The sequence below is a fragment of the Streptomyces sp. 184 genome (assembly GCF_045781775.1).
Lineage (GTDB): Bacteria > Actinomycetota > Actinomycetes > Streptomycetales > Streptomycetaceae > Streptomyces.
Genome location: NZ_CP123230.1, coordinates 2942435 through 2955809, shown reverse-complemented (window position 1 = coordinate 2955809; position 13375 = coordinate 2942435). Strand labels below are relative to the sequence as shown.

Genomic DNA, 13375 nt, shown 5'->3' with positions numbered 1-13375 from the left:
CGCCCGAGGGTCTCCGAACCAGCACCATGCACCGCTGGGAGCCAACGTGTGGGTGGCCGGGAGAGCTGCCGCGGAAGCCCCGGTGCGGGCGCCGGCGGCTTGTGCCGCGGGAGTCGCCGCTGCCACAGCGAACGCCCCTGCGGCCGAGGCGAGTCCGCCCAGTACCGCGCGACGTGCGGGGTGCTTGGGTGGGGAATTCACCATCTGGTCCTCATTCTGTGAGTAGTGGTTCCGGAGGGCGGCTGAGCCCGCCGGACTGTTCGAGTGCAGGGTCCGTGACGCCTCTGGTTCTCCCGGCCGAAATCCTGCGCACCGCCTCTGCCGATGCACCGGCCGCTGCCCGACGCCAGCAGTCTGGCGGCTTCACCACAGGACGGCTCAGCCCCAGTGCTGCAGTAGCCGGTCGTACTCGGCCTGGGTGATGGGCAGGACGGTGCCGTGGCGCGGCCGGCCGGGCATGGTATAGGCGGAGACGGGTGACCATTGCCGGGTGTCCAGGTGGGTGGTCGTGAACGGGACGTAGCCCCGTCCTCCGTACTCGTCGATGAACATGTACCAGCGCTCGTCGGTGTTCGATTTGAAGACCAGCGGACCCTCGCCGTGGCTGATCGCGTTGTTCCCGAGGCAGTCGGCGACGAACGAGTAGTTGCGGTTGAGCATGGTCGTCGACTTCTCCGCGAGGACGAACTTGCCGCACGCGGTCTGCGACGAGCTCCGCTCGTCCTTCGTGAAGCGGTAGTAGGTGCTGTTGTGATTGATGACTGTCGAGTCGATCGTCGAGTAGCCCTTGTCGACCCAGACCTGTGCGGCGCTGAAGGTCCGGAAGTCGGATGTCGTGGCGTACATCATCCGGTTGTAGGTGTTGCCGGTGTGGTTCGGATCGCCGGCGGAGTACAGCTTCGACGCCCAGAAAACGACGTAGTGGCCGAGTTCCGTGTCGTAGTACGCCTCCGGGGCCCACGTGTTGCCGGCTGTATCCGGTGAGACGTGTGCCAGGCGCGGCGCGCTCCAGTTCACCAGGTCGGTCGACTCCCAGACCACGATGGACTTGCTGCCCGTCCGCTGGACCTGGTCCCAGTCGCCGTTGCCGTACATTCGCAGGTCGGTGGCGATCTGATAGAACTTGTCGCCCTGCGGCGAGCGGATGATGAACGGGTCGCGCACACCGCGGGTACCCGCGGTCGAGGTCAGCACGGGCTGCCCGTCGTTGAGCCGGCGCCACCGGGTCGGGTCGTTGCCCTCGCTGAGCGCGAAGTAGACCTGCTCGCCGGCGGAAGTGCTCTCGCCGGTGAAGTGGGTGAACAGGTAGCCGGCGTACGTCGGGATCGGTGCCGCGTCGACCCGGACGAGCTGCCACTGCTGATTGGCGGCGCCCGTGTCGGCGTACTGGGAGATCCGCGCGCCGTCGGCCGTGGACTGCTCCCAGACGTCCAGCGCCTTGCCGCTGTTGCGGTTGATGAGCTTGACGTATCCGCTGCCGGTATCCACGACTCGGAACTGCTGGTTGGTGCCGCCGTTGTCGGTCCACTGGACGACGTTCGCACCGTTGGCCGTGGACGCCGAGGCGACGTCCACCACCTTGCCGCTGTGCCGGGCCCGGAGCTTGTGGTAGCCGCTGCCGGCGTCGGCGAACTGGAACTGCTGGCCGGCCTGGTCGGCGCGGGTCCGCTGCTGGACGACCGCGCCGTCGGCGGTCGACTGGTCGGCGACGCCGACCGCTTTTCCGCTGTGTCGCGACACGATCTGGTAATACGCCTCCGGATCGATCACGGTCGCGTTCGCAGACGGCCCCGCGACCGCTGTGATGCAGCTCGCGATCAGAGCGCCGACGACGGCGAATGCGGTGCGGCGTCCGAACGGACGTCGCGGTGTGGTCGGTGCGTGGAATGGCTGTGTCATCGGGCCCGTCCCATGTGGTCGCGAAGGGCTGTCCGCCATGCTGGGGTACCGCGCGCGTCCCCCGGTTACCCGAGCGGTACCCCGGCAGCTCCCGGATCAGACGCGGCGGCGGGTGAAGCACTGGTTGGGGTTGCCGCTGTAGGTGTACTGGGAGATGCGGGCGCCGTCGGCGGTGGAGTATTCCCAGACGTCCAAGGCCAGGCCGGTCTCCCGGTTGACGAGGCTGATCACGTCACCGCCGTGGTCGACCACGCGCCACTGCTGGCCGGCGGCGCCGGTGTCGGCCTGTTGGACGACGTCCGCACCGGTCGCGCTGCCCGCGGGCTGGAGCAACAGTCCACTGTGCAGGACCTTGAGGCGGACGTGGCCGTCGGCGGCGTCGACGAACTCGAACTGCTGGTTGGGGCCAAGGGTGGTGGTCCGCTGGACGAGCCGCGCGCCGACGGCGGTGGATGCCTGGTCGATGACGGCGGCCCTGCCGCTGTGCTGGGCCACGAGGGTGTACGGGCCCGGGCCGCCGGGCGAGTCGCCCAACTCGGCTTCCCACCTGGTGTTGGGCCCGGCCGCGTCGGCCGGGAGGCGGTCCCGTGCGGCGGTGTCGCCGTACATGGTCCAGCGGGCCCAGTCGACGACGGTGTTCGGGAAGCGGTTGTCGCTCCAGAAGCTGGTGTGGCTGCCGCCGACGAAGGTGAGGAACGCCTTGGGCCAGGCCATCTCCGAGTACGCCTGCCGGGCCGAGGAGTACTGCGTGGTCGAGTCCCGGTCGCCGTGCACGAACAGGACCTTGGCCGGGACCGAGCTGGACGGGTTGCCCATGTCCACGCAGGACTGGGGGTTGGCGGAGATGATCCGGCTGTCGGGCCAGGAGGTCAGCAGACCGTGGGTGACCATGCCACCCAGGGAGTGGCCCGAGACGCCGACGCCGATGCCGGTGTCGATGTGCCCGGCGAGCGGTCCGCTCGCGTTGAGCGCGAGGGTGTTGGTGAGGATCTGCGAGACGTCCTTGGAGGTGTTGCCGTTGTTGACGTCGCTGAAGTTGTGGTTGAAGTGCGGGGCGGGGACGATGAAGCCCGCCGAGGCCAGGGCCCGGATGATGAACAGGGAGTTCTGCGGGCTGCTCCCGTAGCCGTGGGTCATGTTGTAGACGGGGAAGACGCCGCCTGCGACAGGGGCGTCGGTCACCGGGTTGCCGCCGGGGGTGCCGGTGGCGGGATAGTAGACGTAGGTGGTGCACGGGCGGCTGCCGCGGGTCCAGTTGTACCGGCGCACGCCGACCGCGAACGGTGTGGTCGGTGCCGTGTCCAACGGGCCGACGGCCGCAAGTGCGCGTCCCGGGCCGAGCGCGGACAGGCCCACGCCCGCCGCTCCGGCCGCGCTCATGCCGAGGAATTTCCGTCGCTGGATGGTCATGGATGACTCCTTGGGTGCGGGGTGGTTGCGCCTGTGGCGGTGTTCTGGGCGGTCTAGCCGTGTTCGCCGCGTGGGGTAACGACGTCGACGACCGCCGTGACCGGTCCTGCGCCGGTCATCCCGGCGACCGTCACCTCGCCCGGCTTGTCGGTCGCACCGGGGGGCAGCGGCTGCCAGCGGACGGGGACACCGGTGATCTTGTCGTTGGCGGTGGTGAGCACGCGGATGGAGGAGGGCAGCTTCGGGGTGGCGCCCACCGTGGTGGCGGTGTAGACGGTGTCCTGGAGGATGTGCTTGGCGCGGCTCGCGTTGAAGACGTTGACGGATGCGTGCGGTTCCCATGTGTTCGCGAGTTCGGGCACGGCGCGGAACATCGGCTGGAAGCCGGCGGGCTCCCACACCAGCACACCTGACGCCCGGTTGTTGACCACGTCGTTGGCGGCCTGGAACACCCGCTGGATGGCGTCCGCCTGCCCCTGGATGGTGCGCGGGTACGGTGAGCCGGGCACCGGGGAGCCGTCGCCGCCCGAGGCGGGATACGCGGTTTCGGCGATGTCGACTTCGTAGCCGGGGTAGGTGGTGGTGATGGTGTGCAGGTTGTGATCAAGCGCCTCGGGCGCACCGTGCCACTCCGGGTAGTACGAGATGGCCAGCACGTCAGGGTCCTGGCCCTTTGCCTTCACCCGGGTGAGAAACTGGTCCCAGAACTCCATGGTTTTGGCGAGCCCGTCGGTGCCCTTGTCGACGATCACGTGGATCTCGACCTTGGACTTCGGTGACGCGTCGCGGACTGCCTTGATCCCGGCCGCTGCCAGGGTGGTGAACCGGTCCCACGACTCGTCGTAGAGCCTCTGCTCCGCCGGGTCGGTCGACTTCCAGTACTTCCACAGCAGGCCACCGCCGGGTTTCGACTGGTAGACATCGGCCTGGTCGACGAAGTACGGCGGATTCGTCGTGCCGATGTGGGCCGCCTCGCTGCCGTACATGAACCCATTGATGATCTCGTTGCCGACGGCCACCTTCTCCGGCGTGGTGCCCTGCTTGATCAACCGGTCCAGGTAGTCGGCGGTGAAGTCGTGGACGGCGTTGGACAGGTCCGCGAAATCCAACTCGGCCCAGCGGCGTGGTTTCGGTTGCTTGCTCGGGTCGGCCCATGAGTCCGCGTAGTGGAAGTCGATACCCAGGCCCATGTCCCGCTGCTTGATCCACTGCGCAGAGGCAAGTGAGCGCTCCGGACCCTGGCGCGGCACCGGCGTCGGTTGACCGGTGCTCTCGCTGCGCGGCTCGTTGAATATCCGGAGCCGGGCGTACTGCATGCCGCGGTCCTTGGCCACGTCGAGCAGGTGTGGCCCTGCGCCGCGGTCCTCGGCCAGGGGGGCGACCCAGTACTGCTGGTCCTGGACGTCGTCCACCCAGGACAGATCGGCGCCGAGGGTGAGGTCGTCGCGCAGGTAGTTGAAGACCCGGAGCTCGCTGACACCGGCCCGGGCACGGCCCGGCCCACCGGTGAACGTCAGCCGGACGAAGCGCGTTTCCGGCCGGGTGAACAGGTGTACTTCCCCTCGCGACACGGCTCGGTTGTGGGACCTGTCGGCGATGGTCTTCCACCGGCGACCGTCGGATGAAGCCTCGATGACGTACCGGTGGGCCACGCCCCGGTCCGGGAACACCGCGGTGACCTTACGCAGGTTGTCGTAGGTTCCACCGAGGTCGACGGTGAGCCACTGCCGGGCGGCGGCGCCACCGGGGTGCCAGGAGGTCGTCGGGTCTCCGTCGATGGCCAGTCCCGCGTTCGCCGAGCCGCTGCCACCCGTCGCCGAAGCCCACGGCTTGGCAGCGATATTGCTTTCGATCGGCTTGATGTCCGCGGTTCCGAAGGTCGCCTGGGCCGGCGCGGGTACCACGAGTAGAGGCGCGGCCACCACGGTGACCAACGTCGTCGTGCCCGCGATGACGCGGGCCGGACGCTTGCTGCTCATGTCCTTCTCCTGACGGTGTGGCTCGCTTGCGGCAAGGACGGGCCCCAGATCGCTCTGCCGGTCGAAGAGACCGGCAGAGCGTGGGGGGTCAGGCGGTCGCGGCTGCGACATCCAGGTAGTCGATGTTGGGCAGGCCGGCCGTCGTGGTCGCTTCCCACCGGATGGTGTGGGTGCCGGCGTTCAGCGAGACGGTCGCGGTCTTGGTGGACCACGTCGACCACGCGCCGGTGGACTCGAACGAAACCGTCCCCACCGTGGATCCGTTGACGATCAGGTTCGCCGGCCGCGCGCTGCCGTCACTGGCCCCATTGGCGAACCGGACCCCCAGCGTCGCCGTGCCGGCGGCCTCCGGGGTCACCGTGAATTCCGTGCGGGCTCCCGCAGCGGCTTCGCCGTCGCAGAACCCGCTGCCGGAGAAGCCGGCGTGATCCGAGGCGATCGTGCCCTGACACACCGCCGGCGCGGTCTCTACCTCGTAACGCTGCCCCGTCGGCGGTGGCGTGTCGCCGGAGGTCTTGACAAGTGCGAGTTGGTCGACGGTGACGCCGCCCGAACCCGACGCCCGCACGGTGACGGTGACGGCCCCGCTGGGTAGCTCGATACCGGTGAGCTCGCGCTTGGCCCAGCCGCTCGACGACGGGATGCCTAGGGTGCGTTGGCTGCCGTTGGAGCCGGTGATCACGACCTGTCCGGCGCTGCCCCGAGCGTGCAGGGACAGGGCGTAGGTGCCTGCGGGCACCGACTCCCTCCGCTGCTCGACGCCGCCGCTGTTGCTTATCTGGAGGGCGAAGCGAGACCCGTTCGCACCGCCCTCGACATTGGCCACCGAGCCGCCGAGGTTCCGCCATCCCCGTACGCTGGAGACGATGACGCGGTCAGCCTGGATGTCCGGGTTGAGGATGTAGTTGTTCGCGGGCCCGACCCGCCACTCTCCGGTCGTGACGTTGAACTGCCACTGGCTCACCGAGTGGAACTGCGGCCGCGCGCCGGACTTGGTGATCGGCACCCACTGGTTGTAGCCGATACCGTTCCAGGCGAAGTCGGCCCAGCGGTCGCCGGCGTAGATGACCGTGCTCTGCTTCGTGCCGTTGACCGTCACGAAGAACCCGGTCTGCGTCACGTGGCTGTAGTCCATCTCGGTGCCGGCAAGGACGTACTCGCTGCTGTAGGAGCCCTGGATGTTGCTGCCGGTCGACTCATTGACGTAGTTGACAGAGGTGTTCCAGCCGTGCAGGTCCGACGCCGCGTGGTAGTACTTGCCGTCGAGCTTGAACATGGCGTTGCCCTCGCGACCGTTGCCGCGGCGGATCTCCACGCCTGGCTCGATCCGCAGCGAGTCGGACTCCCGGAACTTGGCAACGAAGCCGCGGGAACGTCCTTCGCGGTTGGAGAAGATCAGGTAGTCCTTGCCGTCGTCGTCGGTGAAGACGGTCTGGTCCCCGGTGCCGGTCGTGGGCGAGTTGGTGATCTGCGTCTGGAAGTAGCCGAAGTCGAAGGTGTCGGTCGGCGAGTCACCCTGTAGCAGCAGAACGCCGTGCCCGCCCCTGCCCGGGTGCCACATCTGCGTGGCGAGCACGTATTTTCCGGTGTTCTCGTTGTACGTGACACCGAGCCGCCCGACCCAGCCCGCGCCACCCATGTTGGCGCCGCTGCCGGCGTCGGTGGAGCGCGTCGCGACGCGGTTCTCGAACTTCCAGTTCACCAGGTCCTTGGACGAGTACACGGGGATCGACACGAAGCTGACGTCGCCGTCGTACTTCCGCGTGGGATTGGCCCGGTAGTACTCGGCGCCGGTGTAGTGCACGCCGTACCAGTAGTAGGTGTCGCCGAACTTGAAGACCCCGCCGCCCTGCGAGTAGATGGGGTTGCCGTCCGTGTCGTTCCAGAAGGTGTCGTTCGTGATGGTCTGGAACGTGCCCTCGTCGGCGGCCTCCAGATCGGCGGCGGTGGTCATCAGTGCCGTTTTCGCGTCGGCGACCTCCGACTTGGTGGCCGATGTGTCACCGGCTACACCGGCCGCGGTCCTCAACGCCTTGGCGAAGGGTGCCCAGGAGCCGGCCGTGTACTCGGACGGAGTGCGGGTCTGGTAGTCGGACACCAGGTACTTCAAGCCGCGATCTTTCGCCGGTCCGGCAGCGGCACGCTGGTCTCGGAGATCTTTTGCCGGTGTCTGCGTCGTCAGCTTCTCCCTTACCGGCGCCTCCGCCGCAGCGGTGCTCGCCGAGACCGGTGCCGCTAGTGCCACGGACAACAACGCGGCGGCGGCCCACTTCCAGTACTTCGACAGTGCACGCGATCTGTGCCTCAAGATGTCACCTTCCATCATTCTCGAAGGCGCCGAGATCCGGCGCGCTTCCGCTGAAGGGCAGTCCCACGTCGGTCCCCTTGTCGACCAGGCCGCTGTTCGCCGCAAGGCGGAGGTGAGGCAGCACGGGCAGGCTTCCGTCGGCTTGGCGGGGTGCCTCCCAGCCCGGCGTCGACACACTCTGGAAATGGGAGTCCGACAGGGGGATGCCGAGGTTCCAGGTGTTGTACGCGGCGTTCGTGCCGTTCATGTACGACGTCAGCGTTCCGGTGTAGGCGAGGTTGTTGCGCAGGTTGCCCCGGCCGACGGTGGCGCCGCTCGAGTCGACTCCCCGCATGTTGAAGTTGGGGTGGTTTCCGTAACCGGTGTTGTTGAAGAAGTCGTTGGCCACCGGGTGGTGGTTGGCGTAGAAGCCGGCCGCCTTGTTCAGGAACGCCACCGAAGAGCGGACGGTGTGCTTCGGCGCGTTGGGCTCGTAGTCGCCCCCGTAGCCGCCCGCCTTGAAGCCGGCTCCGTTGCCGGAGGGCGTCGTGGTCCCCGGCACGTACCCGTTGCGCCAGGCCCATGAGTTCTCGATGATCACGGGTGAGTAGGTGGAGATGAGGTCGAAACCGTCATCGGCGTTCCACCACGCGCGGCACCCGCGGAACACGTTCGCGGGGCGGTCGGCCGGCGTGTAGTGCGAACCGAACCCATCGGCGTTCTCTCCGGGCCCGTCGTTGCTGCGCTGGTCGTAGTTGTCATGCGAATCCGAGTTGAGGACGAGGTTGCCGCCCCCGCCGTTGATGAACAGGCCGGTTCCCATGTGGTGGTGGGTGTTGATCTGCTCGAAGACGTCGTTGCTGCCGGATACCCAGATCCCCCAGGACTCGGCGTTCTGGTTGTTGTTCTGTGGTACGCCGGTGACTTCCAGTCCTCTGAGGTGGATCCAACTGCCGGTAATGTTGAAGCCCTTGATGCGGCAGTTGTCTGCCATGCGGGAGAAGTCGAAGACCGGTTTCTCGCCCGCATAGGCCCAGTACCGGATCGGATTGCCGGAGCTGCCGCTCTTGTTCAGGGTGATCGCGTCGACTCTGGCGGTCTGACTTGAGCAGGCGCTGGTCGCGCGGGTGTAGGCGTAGGTGCCGTCCCGGAAGTAGACCGTGTCACCCGCGCTGGCGACGGCCTGCGCACGGGCGATCGATGCCCAGGGAGCGGCCTGCGTGCCCGCTGCGCTGTCACTCCCGTTCGGGGCGACGTAATAGGTGTTTCCGGCCGCCGTGTCGCTCGCGGACGTCGGGCCGGGGGCGATCGTGACGGAGCTCGCCGTGACCACCGAGAGCAGCAGGGCACGGGTGACGAACTTCGCGGTTCTCACAGCGTCATCTCCCGGGGTAGGTGATGTCTGGCCGGGGCGGCCGGGTCGCGCCGGCACCGAGGAAGCAGTCGACGTGGTGGGACCGCATGCACGAACCGATCTCGGCAATCGCGTCGGTTCCGGTCTCCGCTCGGTCGGCGTCCCGGCACCCACATCGACCGCGAACGCCGTAGCCGCGGTGGGCAGGACCCCTGCGGCCTCGGCCATCGAGACGTTGACGGACCGTTTCTCGGACCCTCCCGTGCCAGGGCGGGGAACAGCTCTCAGCCGTGGGGCGCGGCGTTGACCGGGCGAGTGCGGCGGGAAGCTCCGGCATCGGTGCCCTCCATCTCAGAGCTGTTAAAACGTTTACTACGTTGATGACGTGATCGTGTCAAGACGCTCGGGCTGTTTGCGTTGCCGATACTGGTACTGACCGCGTGGCGGCTCGACTTTGAGCTCCAGCTTGTACTGCAAACGCTTTAACCAATGCCCCGGAGCGATCAAGGCGTTGGGCTGCTCGGTCGGGAAGGTGGTTCACGCGCCGATGGCAGTGGCGCGAGGGAGGCTGCTCGCGCTCGGCGCCGGGGCCGCCGCCGGCGGACCGGGGCTCGCGGCCTGCGGGCCTCAGCGCTCGCTCGGCGGCTCGGAGGAGATCACGATGTCACCTGGGACCGGTCGGTGAGCGACGAGTTGGTCGCCCGGGCCGAGGCCGAGGGCTCACCCGGGGCCGGGTGGACCGGTGCTCTGGTAGGCCCTGATACCGTCTGGACGGCCGCCGGGGTGACCGTGCCGTCGTTCTGGCCGGCCGTCTGATTGCACGCGGCTGACCTCCCGGTTCTGGGTGTCACCCGCTCCGGTGGTGCGGGCCGGACATGGCCGGCCCGCACCACGGGGGCCGGTTTCAGCGGACGTCGATGTTGGGTTGCGGCGGTGTGCTCATGCCGTTGCCGAGGAAGAAGCCCGGGTGCGGCGGCTGGTTGTAGGCGGTGTTCTGCCAAGCGACGGCGACTCGGTACTGTGCGTCGTGCATCAGGGTGTACATCCGCCGGTCCGTCTGGACGGGGGTGGCGTAGATGCGTAGCGCGGCGTTGTCGTCGCGCGGGAAAATGATCTCCTCGCGCCAGTCGCCGAACAGGTCCCCGGACAGCGACGGTGTTGCCTTTGTGCCGTTGACGGAGTGCGCGCCGGAGGCGGTGAGCAGGCGGGTGTCGCCGCCGGTGCCGTACTTGTCGACGTGGTTGCCGTCCAGCAGTTCTCGTACGGGGTCGGCGTCCCACCAGGCAAGGAAGTTGTAGCTGCTCGGGTTGCGCCCGACGTTGCCGCCCGAGGCGTTGAGCAGGTTGCCCAGGCCGGTGCCCGAGCCCCAGAACTCAGCGCCCGCGTTGCCGGCGTAGATGTCGCCTGCCGCGCCGCGAGCCGGGCCCTCGCACCCGCAACTGTTGTTCCGCTGCATGAGAATCGAGCCGTTGTTGGCGTCGCGCAGCGTCGCGGAGGCCCCGGAGCTCTGCTCGTGGATCTGCCAGATCTCCTTGCCGGTCCGGCCGGGCACGAAGTCGCCGACGTGCAGGGCGTCCCCGTGGGCGTAGAAGTTGGTGGTGTACCGGCCGGTGCCGTTGGCGTTGATGGTCATGCCGCCGTAGATGACTTCGTCGGTGCCGTTGGCGTCGACGTCGGCGATGGACAGCGAGTGCGTGCCGCGGCCCGTCCACTGGCTGCCGGCGTTGCTGGAGTCGAACTTCCAGCGCATGGTGAGCTGGCCGCCGCGGAAGTCCCAGGCGGCGATCGCGCTCTTCGCGTAGTAGCCGCGGCCCATGATGAGGCTGGGGCGCTGCCCGTCCAGGTACGCGGTCCCGGCCAGGAACCGGTCGCCCCGGTTGCCGTAGTTGTCGCCCCAGTCGTTGATGTTGCCGCGCGCGGGCTGGAAGTCGACCGTGGACATGGCGGCGCCGGTGAGCCCGTTGAACATGGTGAGGTACTCCGGTCCGGTGATGATGTATCCGGAGGAGTTGCGGTGGTCGGCGTTGGCGTTGCCGATCACCTGCCCGGTGCCCGAGACGGTGCCGTCGCCGGTCTTGACCGCGAGTTCCGCACGCCCGTCGCCGTCGTAGTCGTAGACCTGGAACTGCGTGTAGTGTGCGCCGGCCCGGATGTTGCGGCCCAGGTTGACGCGCCACAGCCGCTGGCCGTCGAGCCGGTAGGCGTCGATGTAGACGTTGCTGGTGACACCGGACTGCGCGTTGTCCTTCTGGTCGCTGGGATCCCACTTGAGGAAGATCTCGTACTGGCCGTCCCCGTCGACGTCGCCGACGCTCGCGTCGCCGGCCGTGTAGTTGCTCCCCGGCCGGGAGATGGGCACGTCCAGGTAGTTGCCGCCGGCGAAGCGAACCGACGGCTCGGAAGCCGGTTGCTCGGCTCCGTCCACGACGGCCCGTACCGTGTACGACGCGTCCGCCGGCGCTCCGGCGTCGAGGTAGTTGGTGGAGCTGGTGATCGGCGACGTGTTCAGCTTCGTCGAACCGCGGTAGACGTTGAACGCCGTTGACGACGGCTCGTTCCCCAGCAGCCGCCACGAGACCAGGTTGCCTGACCCCGAACGTACGCTGGTCAGGCCGCGGTTGAGGTCTTCCATCTGCTTGCCGGGCGGTGCATCGCCGTTGAGCTCGAAGTCGAGGTAGTCCACATTGGCGAGACCCGCGGCGGTGGTGGGGGTGAGCCGGATGGTGTTACTGCCGGCGTTGACGGTCACGGTCAGTGTTTGAGTGGCCCAGTCTGTCCAGGCCCCGGTGGCGTCGAAGGTGCTGCCCGCGTGGGCGACTGCGCCGTTGACGGACACGTCGGCCGGACGATCTGCGGTGGTGCCGTTGGCATAACGGATGTCGACGGTGGCCGTGCCGGCGGCGGCCGCGGTGACGGTGAACTGCGCTCCTGCGCTCGTGGCGTTGTCGGCGTTGCAGAATCCGCTTCCGGAGTATCCGGTGTGGTTGGACTCGATGAGGCCGTCGCAGGTGGCAGGTGAGGATTCGGCCTCGTAGCGGGTCGGTGCCGCGGATGCCGTCGGGGAGGTGACGGCCCCGGTGCCGGCCATTGCCAGCGTGATGCCGGCACAGAGCAGCGCGGCTCGCAATCGGGGTGCGCGCATGGGCTGTTCTCCAGAACTGGTTTGGTCGGATGTAGGGGGGATTCGCAGGTCGTACGCGGTATCTCCGGCAGGTCGCGCCGCGCCCCGGGAGAGCCGGTATGGCAAGGGCGTGCGGTCTGCGGAATGGATCATGGCCCTGCGAGTGCCGCGCCCCGGGAGAGCCGGTATGGCAAGGGCGTGCGGTCAGCAGGATGGATCATGGCCCTGCGAGTGCGGGCCGGCGCCGGGAACGGCGGGACGACGACCTGGCCGTCGATCGGGCGTGCCGGAGCCGGTTCCGCTTGGTGCTGACTTGCTCTGCACTTTCCAGGCCCCTATGACACATAGGTTGCCGCCGGGTCACACAAGTGTCAACCATGCCTGAGTGCGGCACCCTCGACGACGAGAGGGCCGTTTGCGGGTGACCGTGCAGCGGCAAGAGGCCGCCAGGAGCCCTCAGCTCAGCAGGTGCTGGTGGCGTGCTGTGCCGTCCTGGACAGGCCGGGGAGGCGTTGGCTTCATCCGGACGTCACCCTCGTCGGCCGGGACTCAGCGAGCCGATGGGCCGCCCAGCCCGGCCGGGCGCTGTCATGACCATCCAGGAACCATGACAGTCAGGCACCTCCTTGTGATCGCGATTTGCGCCGGAGTGCACCGTTGGCCCGTGTGTTCGACCTCGAAGAGACTTCCGGGATGCGGACGCGACATCAGTGCGGCTCCCCCGCCGGCAATCGGCTCGCCGCAAGGGCTCGGGACAACCCTGATCACCGACTACACCCTGAGCACCCGCGCCTGGCTGCCGTCGGTGGCGACAGTGGATCTGCTCGGCGAGTTCGGGGTGTCCAACGGTGCCGCCCGCGCGACGATCAGCCGGCTGGCCCGCCGGGGTGTGCTCAAGGGCAGGCGGGAGGGACGGCACAGCGCATACCGTCTGACCGACGCCGCCGCTGCCAACCCGTCCAACGGCGGTCGCGTGATCGCGGCGTTCGGCGCCGGCACCGATTCCTGGGACAGCTGGTGGACACTGGTCGCGTTCTCCATGCCGCAGGAAAAGAGCACCCAGCGACGCGCCGTTCGGGAGCACCTGCGATGGCGTTCATACGCGCCGCTGTACGACGGCGTCTGGGTTCCACCCCGCCAGTTGACCACCCAGGAGCAGCGGCTAATCCTGTGCGGGTACGACGGCTAGAGACGGTATGGAGCAACTTTTTCGGCGTCCCGGAGCGGGGGTCGGATGGACGGCGGGTCGCACGGCGCGCCGGTGCCAGGGCGTTCCTGCCGGCACCGCGGCAGCACTTCTCCGCGCAGCAGGTGACGCCGTACTT

At 68.2% G+C, this 13375-nt stretch carries 7 protein-coding genes and 1 pseudogene; 2 read left to right on the top strand and 6 right to left on the bottom strand.

Annotated features, from left to right (window positions below; genetic code table 11):
- Positions 1–393: 393 nt before the first annotated feature.
- The 5 genes and pseudogenes from QBL21_RS12595 to QBL21_RS12575 form a co-directional block, all read right to left on the bottom strand.
- Positions 394–1899: pseudogene (locus QBL21_RS12595) on the bottom strand (RICIN domain-containing protein); the annotation flags it as partial.
- A gap of 96 nt (positions 1900–1995) precedes the next feature.
- Positions 1996–3309 (bottom strand): RICIN domain-containing protein, encoded by a 1314-nt coding sequence (locus QBL21_RS12590; protein WP_407562237.1) that lies wholly within the window; start codon positions 3307–3309, stop codon positions 1996–1998.
- Between the two features lie 53 nt (positions 3310–3362).
- On the bottom strand, positions 3363–5399 hold the full coding sequence (locus QBL21_RS12585; RefSeq protein ID WP_407562236.1) for a glycosyl hydrolase 53 family protein: 2037 nt from the start codon (positions 5397–5399) through the stop codon (positions 3363–3365).
- Positions 5377–7596 (bottom strand): family 43 glycosylhydrolase, encoded by a 2220-nt coding sequence (locus QBL21_RS12580; RefSeq protein ID WP_407562235.1) that lies wholly within the window; start codon positions 7594–7596, stop codon positions 5377–5379. Before QBL21_RS12580 ends, QBL21_RS12585 begins: the two co-directional genes overlap by 23 nt.
- A gap of 4 nt (positions 7597–7600) precedes the next feature.
- On the bottom strand, positions 7601–8950 hold the full coding sequence (locus QBL21_RS12575; protein WP_407562234.1) for a right-handed parallel beta-helix repeat-containing protein: 1350 nt from the start codon (positions 8948–8950) through the stop codon (positions 7601–7603).
- Between the two features lie 660 nt (positions 8951–9610).
- Between QBL21_RS12575 and QBL21_RS12570 the strand changes: the two genes are divergently transcribed.
- On the top strand, positions 9611–9745 hold the full coding sequence (locus QBL21_RS12570; RefSeq protein ID WP_407562233.1) for a hypothetical protein: 135 nt from the start codon (positions 9611–9613) through the stop codon (positions 9743–9745).
- 88 nt (positions 9746–9833) lie between these two features.
- Here QBL21_RS12570 and QBL21_RS12565 read toward each other — a convergent pair whose 3' ends face one another.
- Positions 9834–12071, bottom strand: coding sequence for a carbohydrate-binding protein (locus QBL21_RS12565; RefSeq protein ID WP_407562232.1), 2238 nt, complete (start codon positions 12069–12071; stop codon positions 9834–9836).
- 643 nt (positions 12072–12714) lie between these two features.
- On the opposite strand from QBL21_RS12565, the gene QBL21_RS12560 reads away from it, so the two are divergent.
- Entirely contained in the window at positions 12715–13239 is a 525-nt protein-coding gene (locus QBL21_RS12560; RefSeq protein ID WP_407562231.1) for a hypothetical protein, read from the top strand.
- Positions 13240–13375 lie beyond the last annotated feature (136 nt).

What these genes read in the sequence shown, in the direction of transcription:
- QBL21_RS12590 (WP_407562237.1), bottom strand. Translation starts at nt 3,309, where the DNA reads ATGACCATCCAGCGACGGAAATTCCTCGGCATGAGCGCGGCCGGAGCG.
- QBL21_RS12585 (WP_407562236.1), bottom strand. Translation starts at nt 5,399, where the DNA reads ATGTCGCAGCCGCGACCGCCTGACCCCCCACGCTCTGCCGGTCTCTTC.
- QBL21_RS12565 (WP_407562232.1), bottom strand. Translation starts at nt 12,071, where the DNA reads ATGCGCGCACCCCGATTGCGAGCCGCGCTGCTCTGTGCCGGCATCACG.